This window comes from Microcoleus sp. Pol12B4 (genome assembly GCF_036701385.1).
GTDB lineage: Bacteria > Cyanobacteriota > Cyanobacteriia > Cyanobacteriales > Microcoleaceae > Microcoleus.
In genome coordinates, this window is record NZ_JAUBQR010000039.1 from 1 (window position 1) to 22,249 (window position 22,249).

The window sequence follows — 22,249 nt, forward strand, 5'->3', positions numbered from 1 at the left end:
TTGGCACAAACAGGGGAGATTTTAGCTTCTCTGGCTGGTGTTTCTGCTAACAGTATTAGTGCTGCTAATTTCGGATTAATTTGAGATTGAATGCGCCAGGGGAGCAATCCTTTATCCCCTGGCCATATTCACTCGGCGATTGCAACCGCCGAACAATCTTCAATCCGTGCAGGCGGATTTTGTCTGTGTATAAACGGTTTCAACCGCCGAATAATCAAGGGGATAAAACCCTATTTAACCTAACTTTTCACATCAGTATCGCTGATATCGCATTCCCGGTAACTGCGAAACTAATCCCAATAATTCCAACTGCAAAAGTATACTAGAAACTGTTCCCGCTTCTAATCCCGCTGCTTCTACAATTACATCAAAAGAAATCGGCCCAGATACGATCGCACTTAACACCTTAGCCAATTCCGGCTCCAACGGAGGCGCTTGCTTCTCAAACGTCGGATTTGGAGGAAATAGCGACAACTGCTCGGCTCTATCCAATTTTGGCATAGCTCCGAGCATTTCCAACAACCTGTCTTCGCTTAACAGTCGATCGCTACCCGGTAGAATCGGATGAGCACCTTTACTCAGCAACTCCAAACAACCAAAAGAACGCTCATCATCCAATCTTGCCGTCAAAACATACACATCCCGGCAAAAATCATTCGCTTGATAAGCAGTAATTAAAGCACCCGATTTGTGCGGAGCTTCTATCACAATTGTAGCGCGGCTTAAGCCAGCAATTATGCGATTTCGGCGGGGAAAATTAGTTTTATTCGGTTGAGTCCCCGCCGGATATTCGCTAATTATCAATCCCTGCTGCAAAATGCGATCGCACAACCTCTCATTTTGTTTAGGATATACAATATCTACTCCCGTCCCCACTACTGCGAAAGTCCTTCCTCCCGCCTCCAAACAGCCTGTATGAGCCTCTGTATCAATGCCCGCAGCCAATCCCGAAACCACAGTAAAACCGCTTCTAGCCAAAGCCATACTAATTTTGCGAGCCCACCTTCTGCCGTATTCCGAAGGGCTGCGAGTGCCAACTATTGCCACCGTCGGCGTAATTCCTTGATTCTCTTTTACATCAACTAAACCACGATAATACAACACTGGTGGCGGATTGGGAATTTCCAATAATAAGCGGGGATAATCTGGATCTGCGGGCGTCCAAAAACAGGGATTTTTTATAAGATGTTTTTCGATAAATTCTTCGGGATTGAGTTTAGTGCGTTCTTGCACAATGCTCTCAATTATCTGCTTCCCGAACCCTTCGATTCGCATTAAATCTACTGGTTTTGCCGTCCAAGCTTCTGCCAAACTATTGAAATTTTGGTGCAATCTTTGCAACAAAATCGGCCCGATACCGTTAATTTGTGACCATGCTAACCAGTATGCGCGTTCTTCTAACAACGAGTTGCCCTCAACTTATCTGAGAATGATTTTATCATTTTTGGTTGAATTATGGTAGGAAAGGGCACTGCCTTGTCCTGTATTTTCACAGATTCACAAGTGCTATATAAATATTTTTTTACGAACCGACAAGGCGCTAAGAACGCGAAGGGAGTTAAGAGAGATGTTGACAATTACTGGCTAGGTTTTCCAATCTACAAAACGGGCATAAATATAAGCAATGATTTCTCCGATTACTGTCCGGAAACCTTCGCTAGATTTCCACCATTCTTGGGAATTGTAATCTTGCGGTTCCGCCACTATAATCCCGACTTTAATCTCAGGATTCAGCACTTCTTTAAATACAAGCCAACTTCGGCGGGCGTGAGGGCCAAAGGAATAAAGATTAATTGAGTTAACTTTTAAACCTGAAGTAGAAAACCAATCTCGAAGTGCGATCGCAGAAGCAGCAGTGCGGTGTTTCACAACACTCGCGGCTGGTACTGCTATTACTTGGTTTTTATCAAATCCTAGCGCAATAAAAGTCGCGGCAGTTAGTGCGGCATAATTTTTATATTCAGCGAGATAGTAGCCTTTACTTAAAGGAAGTCCTGTGGTAATTAATTGGCTGTATTCCCCTTTTTTGAATTCGGCGATCGCACTTTCGATCGCATAATCCGGCAACCAGCCTTCGACAACCAATATATCTGCTTTAATCGGCGCATTGACCGCCAAAAACGGATGGATATTTGTGAGAATTAAGAGCATTGCTATTATTAATCCCATGACAGCAATTACCCAACCTTCTCTGGTAATAGCCCACATTTCCCGGCGGCGAATTAGACTCACTTTGATGTTTAGTTTTCGCAGTCTGGCAAAATTCATATAGCAGATATTTAAGCAAGAAGGAAGAAGGAAGAAGGAAGAAAGCTCTTCTTCCTTTTTCTATACTATTGGTGTTTCAGATACTCAAAAACGCTTTTATCACCGATATCCTGCGGCATGGGTTGAAAAAACTTTCGTACAGCAAAGATGATAAACAAAGCAGCCCAAATAGCCAGCAAAAACTGTTCATTTTCATTTGACAAAAATCCGAAAATATGTCCTAAGATTAAGAAAGGAACTCCCGGTGTCAAAAACTTAGTTTCGAGGCGATTAAAACAGAATGCTTCCTTAAAATAAATGCCATTTAACGCCGCAAAAGTAAAGCCAATTCCCCACAACGTGGCTGGGTGTTCGTACACTGCTAAAGCTAGAGGTTGGCTGCTTTGTAGGGCGACAAACAATGCTGCTGCGCCGCCGATCGCCCAAAACACTTGTAGTGTTCGGTGTAGCGCAATCATGTAAATGTGAATAGTTGCTAAGCTGACGCCTAAAGCTATCCAGAAACAAGCAAAAACAGGCGTTACAGCTTGCATTGCAATCGGGTTGTCGCCCTGTTGCAACACCAGAGTAGTGCCGATCGCAAAACACAGCGCCGCCACCCCCAATCCAGCGCGGTAAATCAACACGCCCGTGCGATCGTTTTGAGTAATCGTAAATTCGCCGAATTGTCCTTGATAGACTGGCGATTCATCAGACGATTTCAGTAGTTGCATAATAGCTTCCTCCTATCAGACACGAATGTACTTCTGCCAAGATATACTTTATTGATAAACCGAGCCAGCGAGACCGAGCGATGCCTAAAGTTAACAAGCCTAAAGTTAACAAGTCTAAAGTTAACAAATCTAAATTTGACGATCGCCCCGCTCAAAGCAAATCCCTTCCTTCACAATCCGAACTTCCTCCAGTTCAGCTTGATGAAACCATTGTAGCAGGCAGAAGACCGAAACCGCTAAACGACTTCCAGCGCCTGCTGGAGGAATTATCCGAATTGAGAGCGGGGTTCGATCCAGAAATGTTAGCGCATCTAGAGGAAAATATCCCCTTTAATACCAAGCAATTTGAAACTAAAATTAGCAAGATTTTAGGGTCTAAAAATATTGATTTCAGCCTCAAAAATTCAGTCAAATATCTAGATTACATCAAGCAAAATATTCAACTACCGTGCCACGTTACCGGCATAGAAGAGTTTGAATGGGAAGAAGAATATACTATGGGTTCCGGAAGCAAAAAAGAATATGCAAGGCTCAAAAAAACTCAACCTTCTTATACTGATAGATTCACAATTAATCGGTTGGAGGATTTGGTGGTTCAGGAAGAAGGCATATTTGTGGAAGTGCAGCGCATCGGCGATCGCCAAAAGTTTATGTTGCCTTTATCAGAGTTAGAATCAGTTGATGTAATCTCCCGAAACAATCAGTTATTAGATGATTATGCCGTGTGGTTTATCAATTATTAAGGAAAAGTGGAAAAGTGGCGGAGGGGAAGAGCGGAAGACTGGAAGAAGGGGAGAGTGGGGGATGGGAAAAATCTTCCTTCTTCCTTCTTCCTTCTTCCTTCTTAATTAAATGGAAGTCGGCAAGTGGGATCGCGAAACCAAAGCCAAAGCTTCAACCAAACTGCGAACAGCGGCAATCATCGCCACTTCGCTATTAAGTTGGCTGACAGCAGAACCGACACCAACACCCGCAGCACCCGCTCCAATAGCGAGGGGTGCGGTGACGCTGGAGATACCGGAAGCGCAGAGTACGGGGACGGATACGGCGCGGGAAATTTCAAAGGCGGCAGCCAAAGTAGGCGCTGCTTTTTCAATTAATCCCAATGTGCCGGCGTGAATTGGTTGAGCGCTGGTGCCACCTTCGGTTTGGATGATGTTAGCGCCAGCTTTGACTAATTCAATTGCTAACTGCACTTGTTTGTCGAGTGCCAAAATGTGGGGAACTGTTACAGAAAGAGTGAGATTTGGAAATAGCGATCGAGTTTCGCGAGTCAACTGCAAAACTTCTTCAGCTTCAAAGCGGCGACCTACTGCGTAGAAAGCATCAAAGTTACCAATTTCAATCAAATCAGCGCCAGCTTCTACCGCAGGCACAAACTTTTCCGGTTCCACAGCCGATACACAAATTGGCATTTTTGTCAACTGTTTTGCCATCAATACCAAATCTCGATCGGCAGCAATATCGACAAAGGAAGCACCGCCGAGATCCGCTGCTTTGACGACAGCCGCAACGTTTGCGGCATCAAAATTATTTAAACCGCTGATAATTTTCAGGGCGCGACCTTGCTCAAAAGCGCGCTGCAATTTAGAATTTACACTCATCGTCTGTTTTCCAACTCAAAAAATTTCTTAGACTTATTTTGACACAAATTAGAAGAATTTTAGATTTTTAATTCTTAATTTTTAATTACTTCCCGGCTGTCGAAATTTGTAAACATCTCTGATAACTTGTGCCCAGCCATCAGACAAAGATTCGAGAATACGAGATCCCTTTTCTTTCGTCGCCACTGTCGCATCGCCCAACACACCGCTTTCTGTCAACTCTCGCGTCAGCCAAGCAAAAGGCAAATTTCCTTCCATACTCAGCAAACTGTCGGTCGGCAAATTTTTCGGATATTCTGTAACAGCCAGTTCCATGTTTACCTGCGACGGCAAAATTGCCAACATCAAACTCGTTTCTGCATCACCAGCGTGAATCCCAAACTCCAACTCCTTCGCACTCAATAATTCAGCAGCCACATTCGGAACCCGCCAAACAAACAGCGGAAAAACTGAAAAATCCTGATATTTTTGATGAATGTCCCGCGCCGCAATTTCCATCACCTGCGGCTGTCCGCCGTGACCATTCATTAACACTAATTTCCGAAATCCAGCCTGATAAATACTGTCAGCAATTTCGCCGATTACTGCTAAAAGTGTCTGAGCGCTGAGCATAATTGTACCGGGAAAATGGCAGTGTTCGTTCGACTTGCCATAGTACAAAGGCGGCAAAGCATACGCGGGAATATTTGCCTCTAACTTTGCCAGGGCTTTGCCTGTCACCGCCGCGCTAATTGCCGCATCTACAATTAAAGGCAAATGGGGACCGTGCTGTTCGATCGCACCTAGCGGCAGAATTATCACCGTATTTTCCTTATCCAGCATAGACTGGATTTCTCTCCAAGTTAGATAGGGAAAAAAGCGCGATTCGGGAATAAAATTGTGCATAAGGTGGCGACAACAAGAGTAAAGGTAACCAAGGCAATAAAATAGCCTGAAAACTAAAAAGCAATTCCCCAGATAGGTAGTAGATAAATGATGCTGTCTCTCGCTAGATGCTACAATTTATAGCAAATGCTTTTAAGAAGGCGCTGATATACGCTCGCCAGCTCAGACCGAAAGACGTAGAGACCACTAATTGATGGAAGCTTGGCAAACCCCACAAACTAATTTAACCGACATTCCGCTCGCCGAGGAACTGTCGCGCCGCATCCCTCGATCGCACGATCAAAAAGCAGAAAACCGAGCGCTGCAAGCGCTGGCTAGACAATTGGCAACCTCACCCCACAGGCTGCTCAAAACACTTGTTGCGATCGCTAAAGATTTGTGCGAGGCAGGAAGCGTCGGAGTCTGCTTGCTAGAAGAAAATGCAACTTCCGAACAAATATTTCGCTGGGAAGCCTTGGCGGGAGCGTGGGAAGCAGCAGAACATAGAAACACACCCCGCAAATTGCGTTTGTCGGGAACCCCGACCGATCGCCAAACACCCCAACTTTACTTCGCTCCAGAACAATACTTCACCGACTTACAGCAGCTAGAATTGCCGATCGCCGAAGCCTTAGTCGTGCCACTGCAAGCAGAAAATCAACCGCTGGGGGCAATATGGATTGTATCTCACGATTCCGATCGCCAATTCGATGCCGAAGACTTGCAGATCGCGATCGCCCTAGCAGACTTTGCCGTTGCCGCCGTACAAATCGATCGGGCCAATCAAACCAAAGAAGCTTTCCGAGAAAGCGCAGAACGCTGGCAGCTAGCCTTGCAGGGCAACAACGACGGCATTTGGGATCACAACCTGCAAACAAATTGCCAGATTTTGAGCGATCGCGGTTTAGAGATTTTGGAACGTGGGCCCGAAGAAGTCAAGGACTTCAGCCAATTTTTGAGCTACATTCATCCCGATGATTTGGAGATAATGCAAAGCAATTGGCAGCAGCACTTGCATCGAGAAACATCACATTACTGCTGCGAGTACCGCATCCATTGTGGGGACGGGCGCTACAAATGGGTTTTAGCCAGAGGGCGAGCAATTTGGGACGAGTCAGGCAATCCCGTGCGTGCCGTAGGTTCCCTGACAGATATCAGCGATCGCAAACAAACTGAAATTGCCTTCAAACAAAGCGAAGAACGTTTGAGCGTCGCCATCGAAGGCTCAGGCATGGCAACCTGGGATTTTGACGTGCGAACACATCGAGTAATTTGGTCGGCGACCCATTTCAGCATTTTGGGCTGCGAACCGGTACCGGGCGGCGAAGCAAGCGCGGCTGTGTGGAAAAACTGCGTGCATCCAGACGACTTAAATCAAGTCATGGAAGCAGCCAAAACAGCTCGGGAAACGAGATCGCTCTACTCCCCCGAATACCGGATCGTCCGGGCAGACAACGGAGAAATCCGCTGGTTGAGGGCGTTCGGGCGCTATCTCTACGACGCGGCAGGGGAAGCAGTGCGGTTTATCGGAGTATTATTTGATGCTACCGATCGCAAAATGGCAGAACTCGCCCTGCACAAGAGCGAGCAAACGGTGCGCCGTCAACTTCTAGAGATAGAGTCGCTCTACCAAACAACTCCCGTGGGTTTGGCAGTTTTAGACACAGATTTGCGGTACGTGCGGCTCAACCAGCGGTTGGCCCAAATCAACGGCTTGTCCGTCGAAGCGCACATCGGCCGAACCCTACGCGAAATTGTCCCCGACTTGGCAGATACAGCCGAACCTGTGTTGGGCCACCTTCTCGAAACCGGAGAACCGACGCGAAATTTTGAACTCACGGGTGAAACCAAAGCTCAACCCGGTGTTGTTCGCACTTGGCTGCTGAATTGGTTGCCGCTCAAAGACACCGGCGGGGAGATTATCGGAATTAATGTAGTGGTACAGGAAATTACCGATCGCAAAATGGCCGAACTCGCCTTGCAAGAAAGCAACAACCGCTTTGAGTTAGCTACAAAGGCGATCGACGGCCTGGTGTTTGAGTGGGATTTGGCAGCAAACTCAGTTTACCGTTCCGAGGGACTGTGCTCGATCGTCGGTGTCTGCCCAGAGGATGCACCCGCAACACCAGAGTGGTGGAGAGAACGCATCCATCCCGCCGATTTGGCACGCATCCAGGCCGCGGGGCAATCAATCTTAAATGCCGAGCGCTACGAAGTCGAGTACCGAGTCCGGCACCAAGACGGGCGCTGGATCGACGTTTGGGAGCGCGGCTGTTTGATCCGCAACCAGCAAGGCGAAGTGACCAAAATAGTCGGTTTCACCAGCGACATTACCAAGCGCAAACAAGCAGAAGCAGCACTGCGCGATCGTGAAACCCACCTGCAGTTGATTCTTGACAGCGCCAAAGACTACGCCATCTTCACCCAGGATCTCGACGGACACGTTACCAGTTGGAACGCAGGCGCCCAGAGACTGCTGGGCTATTCCGAAGCTGAAATCGTAGGGCAGCACGGACGAATCATCTTCGCCCCAGAAGACTCTGCAGCCGGAAAGCCGGCACTAGAAATGCACCTCGCGCTGACTCAGGGAAAGGCAGTAAACGAGCGCTGGCACGTCCGCAAAGACGGCAGCCGCTTTTGGGGCAGCGGACTGGTGATGCCCCTGCGCGACGCAGGAGGCGAAGTGCAAGGTTTCCTGAAAATCATGCAGGACAAAACCGAGCGCCGGCAAATAGAAGAAGCACTGCGGCAAAGCGAAAATCGCTACCGCACCCTCGCCGATGGCGTCCCGCAATTAATGTGGATCAATACCGCCGACGGCAGGTTAGAGTTTTGCAACCAGCACTGGCAAAGCTACACGGGCATCAGGCCAGTAGAATTGCCGCTGGCTGCACCGGTGCTGCAATTATTTCATCCTGACGATCTGCCAACAGTTGTCGGCACGCGCACCAAGGCGATTGAAGCAGGGGAAGCCTACGAATTTGAGTGTCGGGTACGCAGGTTTGATGGTACTTACCGCTGGCATCTAGCGCGACTTGTCCCCGTCAAAGACAGGGGGGGACAGGTGCTGCAATGGGCCGGGATCGGCATTGATATTGACGATCGCAAACGAGCCGAAGAAAGCTTAGCAGAAAGCGACCGCCGCTTCCGCTTCCTGGCCGAGTCGCTGCCCCACCTGATTTGGAACGTAGACTCCGCAGGGGAAATTCGCTTTACCAATCAACAAAAGTGGTCGGAATATCTGGGGATGTCTTACGAGGAAGCCGTTCAAAACAATTGGGAATCCCTAGTCCCGCCCTCGGATTTGGCAGAATCTGGGGCCCGCTGGGAAGAATGTCTAATCACCGGAGAAGTTTATCAACTTGAGCTGCGCCTGCGGCGGGCAGCAGACCAAATGGAACGCTGGCATTTGTCCCGCGCCGTGCCAATTCGCGACGCAGGGGGCCAGGTTGTCGAGTGGATCGGCACGAATACCGATATTCACGATCGCAAACAAGCCCAACTCAACGAGCAGTTTCTCTCCGATCTGGAAGTCCGCTTGCGGCAGCGCTTCAACCCCGCAGAAATGTTGTCGGAAGCCATGAACAGTCTGGGAGAATATTTACAGGCAGATCGCTGCATCTGGCACGAAATCGATGTAGAAGCCGATCGGGCAATTGTCCACCAAGACTGGCACCAGTCCGACCTTGCCAGCGCCGCGGGCACCTATCAACTCTCCGACTTTAAGACGCCAGAACTGAAAGCTCTCTCGATGGCAGGTCAAACACTTGTCATCTCAGATATCGCTAATCACCCGCATACAGAGCATTTGGTCGATAACTACGGGGCAGCTAGCATTCGCGCTTTGGTCGATGTTCCCTGCCTTCAGGAAGGGCGCTGGGTGGCTCTTTTGGTGGTGACATCAAAGGTGGTTCGTCACTGGCGGCCCGATGAAGTTTGGCTGATGCAAGAAGTGGTGGCTCGCCTCTGGACGGTCATCCTGCACGCGCGAGCCCTACAGGATCTGCACGAAAGCGAGGCTCGGTTCCGCGCTCTAGCTGACAACATCGCTCAGTTGGCCTGGATGACAGATCCCGCGGGCAAGAGTTTATGGTACAACCAGCGCTGGTTTGAGTACACGGGCACTACCCTAGAGGAAATGCAAGGCTGGGGCTGGCAAAAGGTGCAGCACCCGGAGCACGTCGATCGGGTTGTGGAAAAATTTAGGCGCTGCATTGAAACAGGCGAACTCTGGGAAGATACTTTCCCCTTGCGCGGCAAAGACGGATCGTACCGCTGGTTTCTCTCCCGCGCCGTGGCGATTCGCGACGATCGAGGCAACGTACTGCGCTGGTGTGGCACCAACACCGATATTACCGATCGAAAAGTTGCAGAAGCGGAACGGGAACGCCTTCTAGCGCGAGAAAAGGCAGCCCGGGAAGAAGCAGAACGCGCTAACCGCGTCAAAGATGAATTTTTGGCTGTTTTGTCCCACGAATTGCGGACTCCCTTAAACCCGATTATGGGCTGGGCGAAGCTGCTTCAATCGAACTGTCTGACACCGGAAAAGCAGCGTTACGCCTTAGAGACGATCGAGCGCAACGCCAAACTGCAAACCCAGCTTATCGAAGATTTGCTCGACGTGTCGGGGATTCTGCAAGGTAAGGTCAGCTTGAAAATTGCACCTGTGGATTTAGCCGGAGTCATCGGCGCTGCTATTGAAACAGTGGGTCTGGCGGCGGAAGTCAAGTCGATTCAAATCAGCACTCAATTTGCACCAAATCTCGGCCCGGTGTTGGGCGATGCGGGCAGACTTCAGCAGGTAGTCTGGAATTTGCTGTCAAATGCCGTCAAGTTCACCCCGCCGGGAGGCAAAATTGAAGTCGTTCTCGATCGGGTGGACACCAAGGCCCAAATTACTGTAACTGATACGGGAAAAGGTATCGAACCTGATTTTTTGCCCTATGTATTCGACTACTTCCGGCAAGCTGACAGTACGATGACCCGCAAGTTTGGCGGATTGGGTTTAGGATTGGCGATCGTCCGCCATCTCGTCGAACTCCACGGCGGCACGGTGAAATCCGACAGTCCCGGCGAAGGAAAAGGTGCAACCTTGACCGTCAGGATACCTCTGATGCCCGTCCAATCTCAGGCAAGCCCTGGGGGAACTGCTGCGCCGGACCAATCCTTCAATTTGAGCGGTATCAGGGTGTTAGCGGTGGATGATGAGGCCGATGCGCTAGATTTGGTGGTTTTTGTGCTTGAGGATTGTGGGGCAAGTGTTACAGCAGTTGCTAACGCCGCCGATGCCTTGGCGGTTTTAACAGAGTCTGTGCCGGATTTGCTGTTGAGCGATATTGGAATGCCCGATACCGACGGTTATATGTTGATGCGACAGGTTCGGACTCTGGCGCCCGACCGAGGGGGACGGATTCCGGCGATCGCCCTCACGGCTTATGCTGGAGAAATTGACTATCAGCAGGCCCTGGCTGCGGGGTTCCAGCGGCACATTTCTAAGCCTTTAGACCCCGATAAGTTGGTGCAGGCGATTGGGGATTTGCTCGATCGTTCTGGCGAAAATATTTTTTAAGGTCTTTTTGTGTCTGAAAAGCCTTTATTTAATGAACCGCAAAAACGCAAACAACGGGATGGAAAAAGGGAATAAGAAAGGAAAAAGTTAATAATTTCTAGTTCGGTTATATCTGAGATATTGCACCCTTTTCAATTAGCATTTTATTGGCTCGCTAGGAGCAACGGCACACCAAAAAATTCACTTTTTCATTAACAGACCCGAAAGCCTGTTCATGAAGAAAATGGTGCAATATCTCAGATATAACCAATTTAATCGTCGTTTGATCGGGCATCATCTCAATAAAAAACCCCCACAGAGGGAGGTTTTTTTTATGATTATTCGCGCTCATCGGACAGGTTAAAACATCCTGTCCCTGCATAATGCCCACAGCACTAAGACTCAATTATTAGCGGTAGTCACTACGCACGGCTGGCTCGCGATCAGTCGTTGTATTTGTATACCGGACATTTTCCTCGCGTTTGCGGGGAATCAAACCCAACAAACCCGACAAGCCTAGCAATCCCAACCATCCCCAATCAAAATCGCGATCGGTCTCAGCACTGTAGACATCGGAGCGAGGTGTTGTGGTGGTTGTAGTGCTGTTTGTACCGGAAGTTGTACCGCCAGTTGTATCTGTCTGAGCTGAAGCAGGCAGATGAGCTGGTGCTATGGCTAAACCAGCAGCTATAATACCTGCACCGATTGCTTTGGATAAATCAGAACGTTTCATAATTCAAATGCTCTCTGTTGGCTAAAATCTTTAACTATCAAAACTATATCGATCGGCTTTTAAAGTTAAATCCACCTCTAGCAGTAAACCTTGTTAGGTTCTACGTATAACTACAGATTGATATCAAATTTTTAGCAGGCGCACAAAATTAAAGATTGCTCGCGGAGGCACTTCGGCAGTAGAAATCGCGGGTCTGACACCTCACTCGGTGGTGAGGCACTCCGGCGCTCTCGACAATAGACAAGGTGTTGTTGACAAAAAAAGGTAAACTCAGATATTGCACAGACAAGTGTTGGAACTCGATCGACGGAGATAAAAACTTTTGGGTATAGAGCTACGCAGCTACGTATTTCTAGACAACTTGCAGCCGCAGCACGCAGCATACATCGGCACCATCGCCGCCGGATTCTTGCCGCTGCCGGGGGATGCGTCGCTGTGGATAGAAATCTCTCCCGGTATCGAAATTAACCGAATTACCGATGTCGCCCTCAAATCTGCCTCCGTGCGACCAGGAGTGCAGATAGTCGAACGCTTGTACGGCCTTCTAGAAGTACACTCGGGCCAGCAGGGGGAAACGCGGGCTGCAGGCAGAGCAATTCTAGAATTCATGGGAGTCCGCAGAGAAGAAGGTATCAAACCGCGAGTGATTTCCAGTCAAATTATTCGCAACATTGACCCCCACCAAACACAATTAATCAACCGCACCCGCCGCGGACAGTTGCTGCTGGCGGGACAAACGCTTTACGTCTTAGAAGTAGAACCGGCTGCTTATGCAGCGCTGGCGGCCAATGAAGCAGAAAAAGGCGCATCTATTAACATCTTAGAGGTTCAGGCTGTAGGCAGTTTTGGACGGCTTTACCTCGGCGGCGCAGAACGAGATATTATAGCAGGTTCCCAGGCAGCAATTGCGGCGGTGGAAAACGTGACGGGTCGAGAACATCCAGCAATTTTGGGTCGTAAGGAATAGGCGTTAAAGGAGATGCAATTATGGCAAATACACAGCATTTAGCGCTGTTAAAAAAAGGTGCAGTTACTTGGATTGAATGGAGAAGTCTCAACCCAAATATAGAACCGGATCTCAGCGAAGCTAACCTCGCCGAAGCAAATCTCAGAGGCGCGCATCTTTGGCGCTCGAACCTTTTTAAAACAGATTTGTTTAAGGCTAAATTAATTTCCGCAAACCTCGCCGAATCTAATTTTAGTTTAGCAAATCTTGCCAGAGCGCAACTGCTCGAAACTAATTTAATTAAAGCTAATTTAACTGGAACCAACCTCCGAGCCGCCGACATCAGGGGAGCTGATTTGAGCAGTGCTAATTTAATTGGGGCTGACCTCACCGCTGCCAATCTCCAACAAACCGATTTCGGTGATGCGAATTTAATCGGTGCGGTGATGTCGGGAGTTAATGCGATGGGGGCGAACCTCAATTTGGCTAATCTCAGCCAAGCCAATCTCACTCAAGCGGAATTGATTGAAGCACATTGCTATGCAGCCAATTTCTCTAAAGCTAACCTCGCGGAAGGTCACTTCACAGCAGCATATCTTTTCAGGGCCAATCTCAGTTTTGCGGAGTTGAGCGCTGCCGATTTCCGGTGGGCAAACCTCGGCAAAGCTGATTTGAGAGGGGCTAATTTGACCCGGGCAAATCTCAGGGGAGCGAACTTGGCGGGAGCTAATCTGGACCAAGCTATTTTGAAAGGAACAATCATGCCTGACGGCAGCATTGTTTGATAAATATTGAATAATATTTAGTCCTGTAAAATAACCGCGATAGTTAAAAAAAAGTCAGTTGCGCGTTTACCGAAAGGATTGCAAAAACATGAGTTTTTGGGGCGGGTTGAGGCTTTCTCTCTAATACAAATCGGAGATTGAGTAAACCTGCCTCCGAGCAAAACTCGCAACTGTCGATCGATTAATTGTTGCCAGGGGGCGATACTTGATAAAGTCCTCTAACGGGCCCTGGATCAGTCGGTGAACCTTCCTGCTGTGTTGGAAGTGTAAACTGATCTTGGAGTCCGGCGGGAGTAGGGAAACAGCCGCTTGGTTGAGGTCCTAGCTGGCAAGCAGCAGGCAGTGCCATGACTGAGGCATCGAAGGGATTGACGGCATCTGGGACGCGGAGAATCGGGTCGCTGGAAACTTGCCGCTGCATGACTCGTCGGTAGAAGCCGTTGACGCGACTGGCATCCCGCTCAATTTCTTTTTCGGGAAAGGCAACGACGCCGCTGGGGGAACCGATGCCTAAATAGTCGCCCAAATAACCTTGCAAGCTGACGTTGTGGTAAAAGTCTCCTGAAGCTTGAAAAAATTGTCGGTTGAAGTCGTCGGCAATTGGGTGAAATCGCTCTGTTTGTGCTTGAGCTGGTTTGACGGATGCCATTGCGGCAGAGGCGACAGCGAGAATCAACGCGCCGCTCAGGCTTTTTAACTTTTGACTCATATATTTGGGCCTCCTTAATTAATTCCGATTCCAATATAAACTGATTATCGACGGATTATTAGTGTTTTTTACACGGTGTGAGTTATGGATGCTGCGGATTTAAAGGTGTTGCGCGATCGACTTCTAGATTTGTTGTGCGAGTTTGCCTATCGCGAAGGCGATTTTGTGCTGTCTTCGGGGCAGAAAAGTTCTTATTACATTAACTGCAAACCGGTGACGCTGCACGCTGAAGGTGCTTTGGCAACGGGACGTTTGCTATTGTCGATGCTGTCGTCGGATGTGCAAGCTGTGGGCGGTTTGACTTTGGGTGCTGACCCGATTGTAACTGCTGTGAGTGTGGTTTCGGCTCTCGAAGGTCGATCGATTCCGGCGCTAATTGTCAGAAAGGAGACGAAGGGACACGGGACAATGGCGTACATTGAGGGGCCACTGTTGCCAGAGGGGACGAATGTGGCGGTTTTGGAGGATGTGGTGACGACGGGTAAGTCGGCAATGCAGGCGGTGGAAAGGTTGCGGGGTGCGGGTTATAAAGTCGATCGCGTGTTGTCGCTGATTGATAGGGAGCAAGGTGGTGCGGAGTTTTATCGCTCTGTTGGATTAGAGTTTGAAACAGTTTTTACGATTAATGATCTTCAAAAGTGGATGGCTAGCAAAAAATAGGGAAAAGTGCGATCGAACTGACCGAAGATCACCATTTTCCTGAACCGGCTTTCGGGCTTCTTCCACAAGAGTTTTCAAGATGTTTTTTTCTCGTTACCAGGCTCTGCCTGGTAATGAATATCTAGAGGATCTGCCTGCATTTGAAGTGAGGAAATCGGTGTTTTATTGGGTGGGATTAGAAACGATGCCCGCTCTAATTTTATCAAAATTAGCTCTGGTAATTGGAGGACAATGGCAAATAAAGTTTTCGGTGCTAAGCAAGCGCAAGCTTTCAGGTTCAGAGTCTCTACCAATAGGCAGATTTTAGCAGAGCGAATTTATAACCTGAGTGAGGTATTAACTAGAGAAGACTGTTTTAATATGATTAGATGACCTGGCGCAAGGAGAAGCAGTAATGATTTTACCTGCATCTATTAAACAGAAATGGAAACTACTGGCAACAGCCTTTATTTGTCCTCTGACACTAATTGGTGTTGGCATTCAGCAACAACCGCTTCAAGCACAACAAAATCCATCTAAGACTAATGTTGCTGCTTTGCCAGATGGTATTTACCTGTACGGAGATTCGCCACAGCCCAACCAAGTTCTTCAAAACTATATCGTGTTTCAACGCCAGAATGATCGCGTCGTTGGTGCAATCTACGCGCCGCGATCGGACTTTGCGTGCTTCACTGGTAAAATTCAGGGGAATACACTCTACGGGAAGGCAATCTCAGCCGGAAAAGTTCAAACAGTTGAGGTCAATACTCAGTTAACAAATCTGCATTCTATTCGCACAATTAGCTCAAACGATCGGCGCATTCTTTCAAAGTGCCAAGAGACAGCGCGAGTTAACATATCCAGGTAAATCTTTTACCTAGCTCAAATGGTGCATTAGACTGACGGTGCGTTACACGGCGTTAACGCACCCTACAAATTGAAAATTTATCGTTACCAGGCAGAGCATGGTAATAAATATCTAGGTAAGTATTTAAGTATTAATGTAGTTGAAGCTGTTGGTCTAGAAGTAATCCAGAAGTGTTTATCCTCTGCAAAGCAAGGGCCTTGGAAAAATGCAGTTTAATCAGCATCAAGCAGCAAATTTATTGTTCTGCGGTTGAGGAAGTGCGATCGCCCGCACTCAATATCAACTCCACACTGACTGTAAAATCAGGAAATGCGATCGGTGCCACCTCTTGACCCGGGTATAAGTTTAGTATTAAACTATAACCGTTTGCTGTTGGCTGGCGGTAAACTTCTAAGCAGTTTTCAAGTAAATTAACCAGCCAAACCTCTTGAATGAGCGATCGGGCATAAATAGGAATTTTGACATTTCTGTCATTATCCACTGTACTGTCAGCGACTTCTACTAAAAGTAACACTTCTGAGGGAACTGGATGTGCTGTCTCGTAATCATCATCGCGAAATTGGAGCAATACTACATCAGGTTGCGGTTCAGTACGTTCGCTTAACTGAACAGGGTTTTGGACATCAACAATAACTATATCTTCTGGTAATCGGTGAAAAATTCGGTTAAGTCGTCTCACAGCAGTTGCGTGACGAGTTCCAATAGCAGCCATTTGAATAATTTCTCCTTCAATGAGTTCGACGCGCTCAGCTTCAGAAAGAATCCCTCTCTCACCCATTAAATGATATTCTTTCACCGTAAAAAGGCGTTTTTGAAGTTGAACGGACATCGCAATTCTCCTTTTCGGAAACTCCTTTTAATATAACCTTAAGCAAGGTACGCCATCAGCACGCTACTTTTGGGCGAGCAGGATGCCCGCCCCGCAAGAAACGAAACAGATTTACGATTAAGTAAGGTGCGCTATCAGCACCCTACGAATTAATCGAATTAGCTTTGAGCTACTGGTTCCTTAGCCAAAAACTTCTCTAATTCTGTCAAAGCATCGGCATCAACCTTAGTCTGCATCGGACAGAACTTAGGTCCACACATTGAACAGAATTCAGCAGTTTTGTAGATATCCGCTGGCAAAGTTTCGTCGTGATATTCCTTTGCCCGTTCTGGATCTAATGACAGCTCAAATTGACGGTTCCAATCGAAATTGTAACGCGCTTTCGAGAGTTCATCATCGCGATCGCGCGCACCCGGACGACCCCGTGCAATATCTGCAGCGTGAGCCGCGATTTTGTAAGCAATCAGCCCGTTTCGGACATCCTCAGCATTCGGCAATCCTAAGTGTTCCTTCGGCGTCACGTAACATAGCATTGCAGTACCGTACCAACCAGCCATCGCCGCCCCAATTGCTGAGGTAATGTGGTCGTACCCAGGCGCAATATCTGTCACCAACGGCCCCAAAACATAGAAGGGTGCTTCCGAACATTCCTCCATTTGTTTTTTGACATTAAACTCAATTTGATCCATCGGCACGTGGCCCGGGCCTTCCACCATTACCTGCACATCGTGTTCCCAAGCTTTGCGAGTTAATTGTCCCAAAGTTTTGAGTTCAGCTAATTGAGCATCGTCAGAAGCATCGTGAGTGCAACCGGGGCGCAGAGAATCTCCCAAACTAAACGAAACATCGTATTTTTTGAAGATTTCAATGATATCGTTAAAGTGAGTGTAGAGAGGATTTTGTTTGTGGTGATGCAGCATCCACCGCGCCAAAATGCCGCCGCCACGAGAGACGATTCCAGTTAGTCTATTTTTCACCAACGGCAAATGCTCAATCAAAATTCCGGCGTGAATTGTTTGGTAATCAACACCTTGTTGAGCGTGTTTCTCAATGATGTGAAGAAAGTCATTCGGCGTCAGACTTTCCATATTACCATGAACGCTTTCTAGTGCTTGGTAAATTGGTACAGTACCGATCGGCACCGGTGAAGCTTTGATAATTGTAGTGCGAATTTCATCCAAATTGCCGCCGCCGGTGGACAAGTCCATCACAGTATCAGCGCCGTATTTCACTGCTAATTTAAGCTTGTCAACTTCTTCTTCCATATTGGAAGAGTTGGGAGATGCACCGATATTAGCATTGACTTTGCATTTAGACGCAATGCCGATCGCCATCGGTTCCAAATTCGGGTGATTGATATTAGCCGGAATAATCATCCGTCCCCGCGCTACTTCGGCGCGGATCAGTTCTGGCGGGAGATTTTCTCGCTTAGCAACAAAGTGCATTTCCTCAGTAATTACACCTTGGCGGGCGTAGTGCATTTGAGATACATTGCTTTGGCCCTGACGCTTAGCGATCCATTCGGTACGCATATTTAATTTCCTTGATAAACAGCTTCCCTCCGCTGGTATTACCCAGACTCAGGTTCTAAGGGTGTTTTCTCAGCCCGGATATTCGGGCACCCCTAGCTAAGCTGTTGATTGTATCACCGATTTCTGTGCGCGACGCCAGCAACTAAGGAAATCTTAATATTGAGATATAGATGAGGGGAGCGATCGCCCTTTTGGGGCTTCCGATATTTCTACTGTTTAAAAAGTGCGATCGTACCCCCTGTAAGAATCTAAAAACCATCACACCTCATCAGGATTAATTCCCATTTGCCGCAATTTTGCTGCTAGGCGATCGGCGCGTTGTTTTTCTTTTGAAGCTTTTTCAAGACGATAAAGTTAAAGATATGTCAGGAGATGAAGAACCTGTTATGAATTTATCTGAGGTTTTGGGTGAAGTTTATCGGGAGGCAGCTTTAGATTTGGCGATCGATTATTCAGTGTAGTCTATACCAGCGCTGAGTGAGGGTGATTTTCAGTGGGTGCGATCGTTGCGCGTCTAAGTTGCAAGTTAATGTTTGGTTTAGTTCTTATGGGACAGACAAGATGTATAACCGGATTATGCCAAATAAATGGGTAGTAGCTGATGCACCTTTCACTTACACTGCATCCTTGGTCTTTTGCCACTCTGCGTCCATCTCCATCCCTAACTCCTCTCCTATCTCCTTTTCTAAAAATCCCTCAACCCGCTCAATCCACATACCCATGTTTACCACGCCTCTTAACGTTCTTTCTTCAACCCGCCACTCCCAATAGATCATTCTAATCCTCGTTTCTCCTCGTACTCGACTTCTTACGATTTCTAAAAAATTCCAATACACAAACCAATAATTATATTCCATATATTTTCGGTATTCTAAAATACAATAGTTAAGCCATATAAGGAAACTAATCGAAATACAAATAAAGAGAGCATTCTGAATTAAAAAATTGCTTGGGATTAAGTTAATTAGCTGTCTCAAATCACTATTTCCCAACAAAAACAATCCTGTAATTACTCCAGAAACAATAGTAGTAGACATTGTTGAAAACATAACTGCCTGGAATTGTTTGGCGGACAGTTTTGTTCTCTTTTCCTTCTCTATTTTTATTATACTATCATACCAATATTCCTGTCTTAGGCGGGGATAGGATACGTATTGATAGAGTAATATAATTTGTAGGCTAGGCTCTATCTTCAAGAAAAGAAAATCCCATAGTGTTTCTGTTTCATCAAGAAGCTTGCGCATTTCGTTGTCATATCTTTCTATCGAAATTTTTCTGGACTCCTTTTCTTTTGCTATCTCAATACCCTTCTTAATTGAAACAAGTAAATGCTTCCACTTGATTGGCACTAAGTTAGTTTTCTGATCGTACAGCTCTATTGAACAGATGGGTATAATTAGTCGAGGATCTAACGACAGCACTCGCACAGAGTTAGCTATCTCAAGCGGAACTCGACTTATAAGATAAGCCACCCGACCAGCAATAATGCTCAAATTAGAGTTAGTGGATGTTTCAAAAGGCTTCCAAATCCAGTCCAATCGCTCTTTTACTCTCTTCTGGTCTTCTGTAAGTTTGTAACTCTCAATTACTTTTTCTTGCTCGGAGTGTCGCAGCAAATGTGCTAAGAGCAATGCAGCACTACTTGCTAAGCTCTGATTGCTATGCCAAATCCAAGAAACTAGCATTTGTGTAGCTGTCGGAGTTCCTATATCAACTAGAATGTCCATCAACTCGACAGAGCTAGATTCCACCAGAGATGATTCCATCACTCCAGCTTCCACCCAATATGAGACTTTTGACACAGCTAAATCTCCCATTCGTACCAAAGCAGAATGTAGTACAGGACGCAGTTCAGCTCTATCTGCATACTGACGAGCCAGCACATCAGCAGCTTCAGCTAAGTTAGTCATTGACAGAGCTTTCGCTGCTGCCTCGCGGCGGGCATCTATTTCTCCAATATTTTCAAGCGTATCTTTCAAGAAGTTGAATACCTCAGTGCGTCTCCGGTCGTCCGCAGCTACAGAGGCAAAGGCACGATTTACCACCTCGTCGTTACTACCTTTTCCTAGTTGATCTTTGAACCTATTGATAATTTCGTCTGCCAACGCTAAATCTACCCTCTGAGCATCAGCTAAACACTCAAAAGCAGTAATCTCCGAAATCCTGCGTACTTCCCGGATCAAATCGGTACTATCCCCCGCAAGTCCACACCAGAGTTTTACTGTCTCACGCCAAGCGTCATTATCCGCTTTGAAACGAGTGAGTAGACCATCCTTATCATCTATTAACTTAGACGCAGCGAAAAACTCTTGCAAAGTAAGATGAGCAAACTGATATTTCTCACCTCCATCTATTTTGATGAGTAAGCTGCTACGTTCTACAATTTCATTTAGTAGAGGCAAAGCGTCTTGGTCAGGCTGGAGATTAAGCTCAGGAAGTAACAGCTTTATCTGCTGCAAAACCGTCTTGAATTTGATGCTAGCGCTATCTTGCTGTTGCTGCTTAGTAATATCTTGGTTGTAAATAGCTAAATCCTGGAGTACAAACCGCTTCTCCCGTGCCTGAAACTGATTGTGTTCATGATGCCATTGATCTAGCAAAATATCTGTAGATTTCCGATAGAACTCAGCGCGTGAGCGAGGCAGTACCAATGAGGTATCAGCATAGAGGTAGGCAATGATAGTTAACATGAGCGGATTGCGTGCTAACGCCATGATTCGAGGTCGGTCGTGCAACGTCTGCATGAGTTGCTCAATCGACTTTCCTGGTGGCATATATTGTTTCCACGCCTTCAAAAAGTCTCGAATCTGTTGCTCGATGAATTCAACAACTTCCAGAGTCTCAAGATGGTTCTGATCGTCAAATTCACCTTTGTAGACTGCTGTACGGCAAGTAATAACGACACGACAATTTGGGTGCTTGTCCAATAAGTCCTTAATTTGTGCCACGACTTGCCAGCGATTATCGCTGTTGACTTCATCAAGACCATCTAGCAGCAACATTAGTGTACCTTGAGCTAAACTATGCTCTATAAAGAGCTGAGAATGAGGAAAATCATCCCGATCTAATGCCTCTACAAAGTGCTGTTCTAATGACTTGTCTGATTTGCTTAGCCGATGGAGTTCTAATAAAACTGGTACAGGTTGATCTGGTAGATTCAACCTACCTTCCGCGTAGCTAAGAGCAAGATACTTGAGCAGCATTGATTTACCAGAACCAGGTGCGCCTTTAACCATAAGTCGGCGATATTTGCTCACAGCACCGTAGGCATCGAGCTGTTCATTATCCCTAGTACCTGTAACTTTGAGAGGAACGTAGATCTCGCGAATCTTCAGGGGTCGATCTGGTCGAAATGGGATTTTCAACTCCTGACACTTTTCAATTAGTCCCTTTCGATAATGTCGTAGAGCAATTCCACGTAAAAGTCGAGTTCCAGCACACCTGTTATATATCCAAGTACCTACCGCATTGAAAAAGCTGCTAACTACCTTATGTAAGGTTTCCTTACATATATATAGTATTATAAAGAAACCAGCAGTGAGCAAACCCAGACCACCGAGCAGTTCATCGTTGACTTTCTCCCATAAATCGGAATCCTTAGCCTTCTTAAGCCGGGTATATTCGTTTTTATAAAAACTTTCTATCTCTTCTATCTCTTGAGAAGTCAGCTTTTTTTTGTACTGCTCAACCTTTTTATCGACTTCTTTTAGATCGGGAGAAAGCTTGTTCTCAATCCGAAACGCTAAATCTTCATTAAGTTTTTCCTTAATTTTGGCAATCAGTTCCTTCTTGGAAGTCGGAGTTGATTGCTGAGTGGAATGAGGTGTTGGAGTCTGAGAAAGACTGGGTAATGTTCCAGCCCAGCCAAGCAGCAATGTCAGAATCAGTGTAAAAATTCCTGCAAGCAGTTGATTTCTGATGAGGAAAAATCTTTGCCACTTTTTACGCTGAACTCGTTTTAGCATCTTAACTTCCTTCTTTATATATAAGCATATTGTATTTTGTTTCAAAAGCAAAAGCTGTAACAACTCAAGCCCCAGGGCGTTCCTACCCACAAGTTAGTCTCGCCAGAGTCACCCGATCGCGATCGCACTCACCCGATTTTCCCCTAAGCCACTATACCGCTTCTCAAATAAGTGAGGTACGCCCAGCTCGCATTCCGATTCCCAGGCGTACCTCATTTTACTCAAAAGTGCTATGTAATAATCAAT

17 protein-coding genes and 1 riboswitch are annotated in these 22,249 nt (G+C 46.9%); of the genes, 7 read left to right on the top strand and 10 right to left on the bottom strand.

Annotated elements, in window-relative coordinates; genetic code table 11:
• Positions 1 to 252: 252 nt before the first annotated feature.
• The 3 genes from dprA to QUA38_RS07960 all read right to left on the bottom strand — a co-directional run bounded on the left by dprA (position 253) and on the right by QUA38_RS07960 (position 2,981).
• Positions 253 to 1,404, bottom strand: coding sequence for a DNA-processing protein DprA (gene dprA / locus QUA38_RS07950; RefSeq protein WP_333160681.1), 1,152 nt, complete (start codon positions 1,402 to 1,404; stop codon positions 253 to 255).
• A gap of 180 nt (positions 1,405 to 1,584) precedes the next feature.
• On the bottom strand, positions 1,585 to 2,268 hold the full coding sequence (locus tag QUA38_RS07955; RefSeq protein ID WP_333160683.1) for a YdcF family protein: 684 nt from the start codon (positions 2,266 to 2,268) through the stop codon (positions 1,585 to 1,587).
• A gap of 65 nt (positions 2,269 to 2,333) precedes the next feature.
• Positions 2,334 to 2,981, bottom strand: coding sequence for a DUF2301 domain-containing membrane protein (locus QUA38_RS07960; RefSeq protein ID WP_333160685.1), 648 nt, complete (start codon positions 2,979 to 2,981; stop codon positions 2,334 to 2,336).
• A gap of 80 nt (positions 2,982 to 3,061) precedes the next feature.
• Here QUA38_RS07960 and QUA38_RS07965 point away from each other — a divergent pair, with 80 nt between their 5' ends.
• On the top strand, positions 3,062 to 3,724 hold the full coding sequence (locus QUA38_RS07965; protein ID WP_333160687.1) for a calcium-binding protein: 663 nt from the start codon (positions 3,062 to 3,064) through the stop codon (positions 3,722 to 3,724).
• A 105-nt stretch (positions 3,725 to 3,829) separates the two neighbouring features.
• Here the strand turns inward: QUA38_RS07965 and QUA38_RS07970 are convergent, their stop codons facing one another.
• Both QUA38_RS07970 and QUA38_RS07975 read right to left on the bottom strand, forming a co-directional pair.
• Positions 3,830 to 4,585 carry a DUF561 domain-containing protein gene (locus tag QUA38_RS07970; RefSeq protein ID WP_333160689.1) on the bottom strand — a complete coding sequence of 252 codons (756 nt, stop codon included), beginning with the start codon at positions 4,583 to 4,585 and terminating at the stop codon, positions 3,830 to 3,832.
• A gap of 81 nt (positions 4,586 to 4,666) precedes the next feature.
• A complete protein-coding gene (locus QUA38_RS07975; protein ID WP_333160691.1) occupies positions 4,667 to 5,470 on the bottom strand; it encodes a creatininase family protein in 804 nt (267 codons plus the stop codon).
• Between the two features lie 193 nt (positions 5,471 to 5,663).
• Here QUA38_RS07975 and QUA38_RS07980 point away from each other — a divergent pair, with 193 nt between their 5' ends.
• Positions 5,664 to 11,018 carry a PAS domain S-box protein gene (locus QUA38_RS07980; RefSeq protein WP_333160693.1) on the top strand — a complete coding sequence of 1,785 codons (5,355 nt, stop codon included), beginning with the start codon at positions 5,664 to 5,666 and terminating at the stop codon, positions 11,016 to 11,018.
• A gap of 388 nt (positions 11,019 to 11,406) precedes the next feature.
• Here the strand turns inward: QUA38_RS07980 and QUA38_RS07985 are convergent, their stop codons facing one another.
• Positions 11,407 to 11,730, bottom strand: a complete 324-nt coding sequence (locus tag QUA38_RS07985; protein ID WP_333100534.1) for a WGxxGxxG family protein — start codon at positions 11,728 to 11,730, stop codon at positions 11,407 to 11,409.
• A 322-nt stretch (positions 11,731 to 12,052) separates the two neighbouring features.
• Between QUA38_RS07985 and QUA38_RS07990 the strand changes: the two genes are divergently transcribed.
• The gene (locus QUA38_RS07990; protein ID WP_333160695.1) at positions 12,053 to 12,697 is read left to right on the top strand and encodes a hypothetical protein; all 645 of its coding nucleotides are present in this window, start codon (positions 12,053 to 12,055) and stop codon (positions 12,695 to 12,697) included.
• Between the two features lie 20 nt (positions 12,698 to 12,717).
• The gene (locus QUA38_RS07995) at positions 12,718 to 13,461 is read left to right on the top strand and encodes a pentapeptide repeat-containing protein (RefSeq protein ID WP_333160697.1); all 744 of its coding nucleotides are present in this window, start codon (positions 12,718 to 12,720) and stop codon (positions 13,459 to 13,461) included.
• Between the two features lie 181 nt (positions 13,462 to 13,642).
• Here QUA38_RS07995 and QUA38_RS08000 read toward each other — a convergent pair whose 3' ends face one another.
• Positions 13,643 to 14,170 carry a hypothetical protein gene (locus QUA38_RS08000; protein ID WP_333160699.1) on the bottom strand — a complete coding sequence of 176 codons (528 nt, stop codon included), beginning with the start codon at positions 14,168 to 14,170 and terminating at the stop codon, positions 13,643 to 13,645.
• 84 nt (positions 14,171 to 14,254) lie between these two features.
• On the opposite strand from QUA38_RS08000, the gene pyrE reads away from it, so the two are divergent.
• Together pyrE and QUA38_RS08010 are read left to right on the top strand one after the other, a co-directional pair.
• Complete coding sequence (gene pyrE, locus QUA38_RS08005; RefSeq protein WP_333160701.1) at positions 14,255 to 14,830, top strand: orotate phosphoribosyltransferase; 576 nt, start codon at positions 14,255 to 14,257, stop codon at positions 14,828 to 14,830.
• A gap of 394 nt (positions 14,831 to 15,224) precedes the next feature.
• Positions 15,225 to 15,677: a hypothetical protein gene (locus QUA38_RS08010; RefSeq protein ID WP_333042588.1), complete on the top strand. Its 453-nt coding sequence runs from the start codon at positions 15,225 to 15,227 to the stop codon at positions 15,675 to 15,677.
• Positions 15,678 to 15,912: 235 nt separating this feature from the next.
• Here QUA38_RS08010 and QUA38_RS08015 read toward each other — a convergent pair whose 3' ends face one another.
• Together QUA38_RS08015 and thiC are read right to left on the bottom strand one after the other, a co-directional pair.
• Positions 15,913 to 16,506, bottom strand: a complete 594-nt coding sequence (locus tag QUA38_RS08015) for a Uma2 family endonuclease (protein WP_333160703.1) — start codon at positions 16,504 to 16,506, stop codon at positions 15,913 to 15,915.
• A gap of 158 nt (positions 16,507 to 16,664) precedes the next feature.
• Positions 16,665 to 18,038, bottom strand: a complete 1,374-nt coding sequence (thiC, locus tag QUA38_RS08020) for a phosphomethylpyrimidine synthase ThiC (RefSeq protein WP_333160705.1) — start codon at positions 18,036 to 18,038, stop codon at positions 16,665 to 16,667.
• Between the two features lie 7 nt (positions 18,039 to 18,045).
• A riboswitch (TPP riboswitch) is annotated at positions 18,046 to 18,142 on the bottom strand.
• Positions 18,143 to 18,367: 225 nt separating this feature from the next.
• Between thiC and QUA38_RS08025 the strand changes: the two genes are divergently transcribed.
• Positions 18,368 to 18,499, top strand: coding sequence for a hypothetical protein (locus QUA38_RS08025; RefSeq protein ID WP_333160707.1), 132 nt, complete (start codon positions 18,368 to 18,370; stop codon positions 18,497 to 18,499).
• Between the two features lie 153 nt (positions 18,500 to 18,652).
• On the opposite strand, the gene QUA38_RS08030 is transcribed toward QUA38_RS08025, so the two are convergent.
• The gene (locus tag QUA38_RS08030; RefSeq protein ID WP_333160709.1) at positions 18,653 to 22,093 is read right to left on the bottom strand and encodes an NACHT domain-containing protein; all 3,441 of its coding nucleotides are present in this window, start codon (positions 22,091 to 22,093) and stop codon (positions 18,653 to 18,655) included.
• Positions 22,094 to 22,249: the final 156 nt, after the last annotated feature.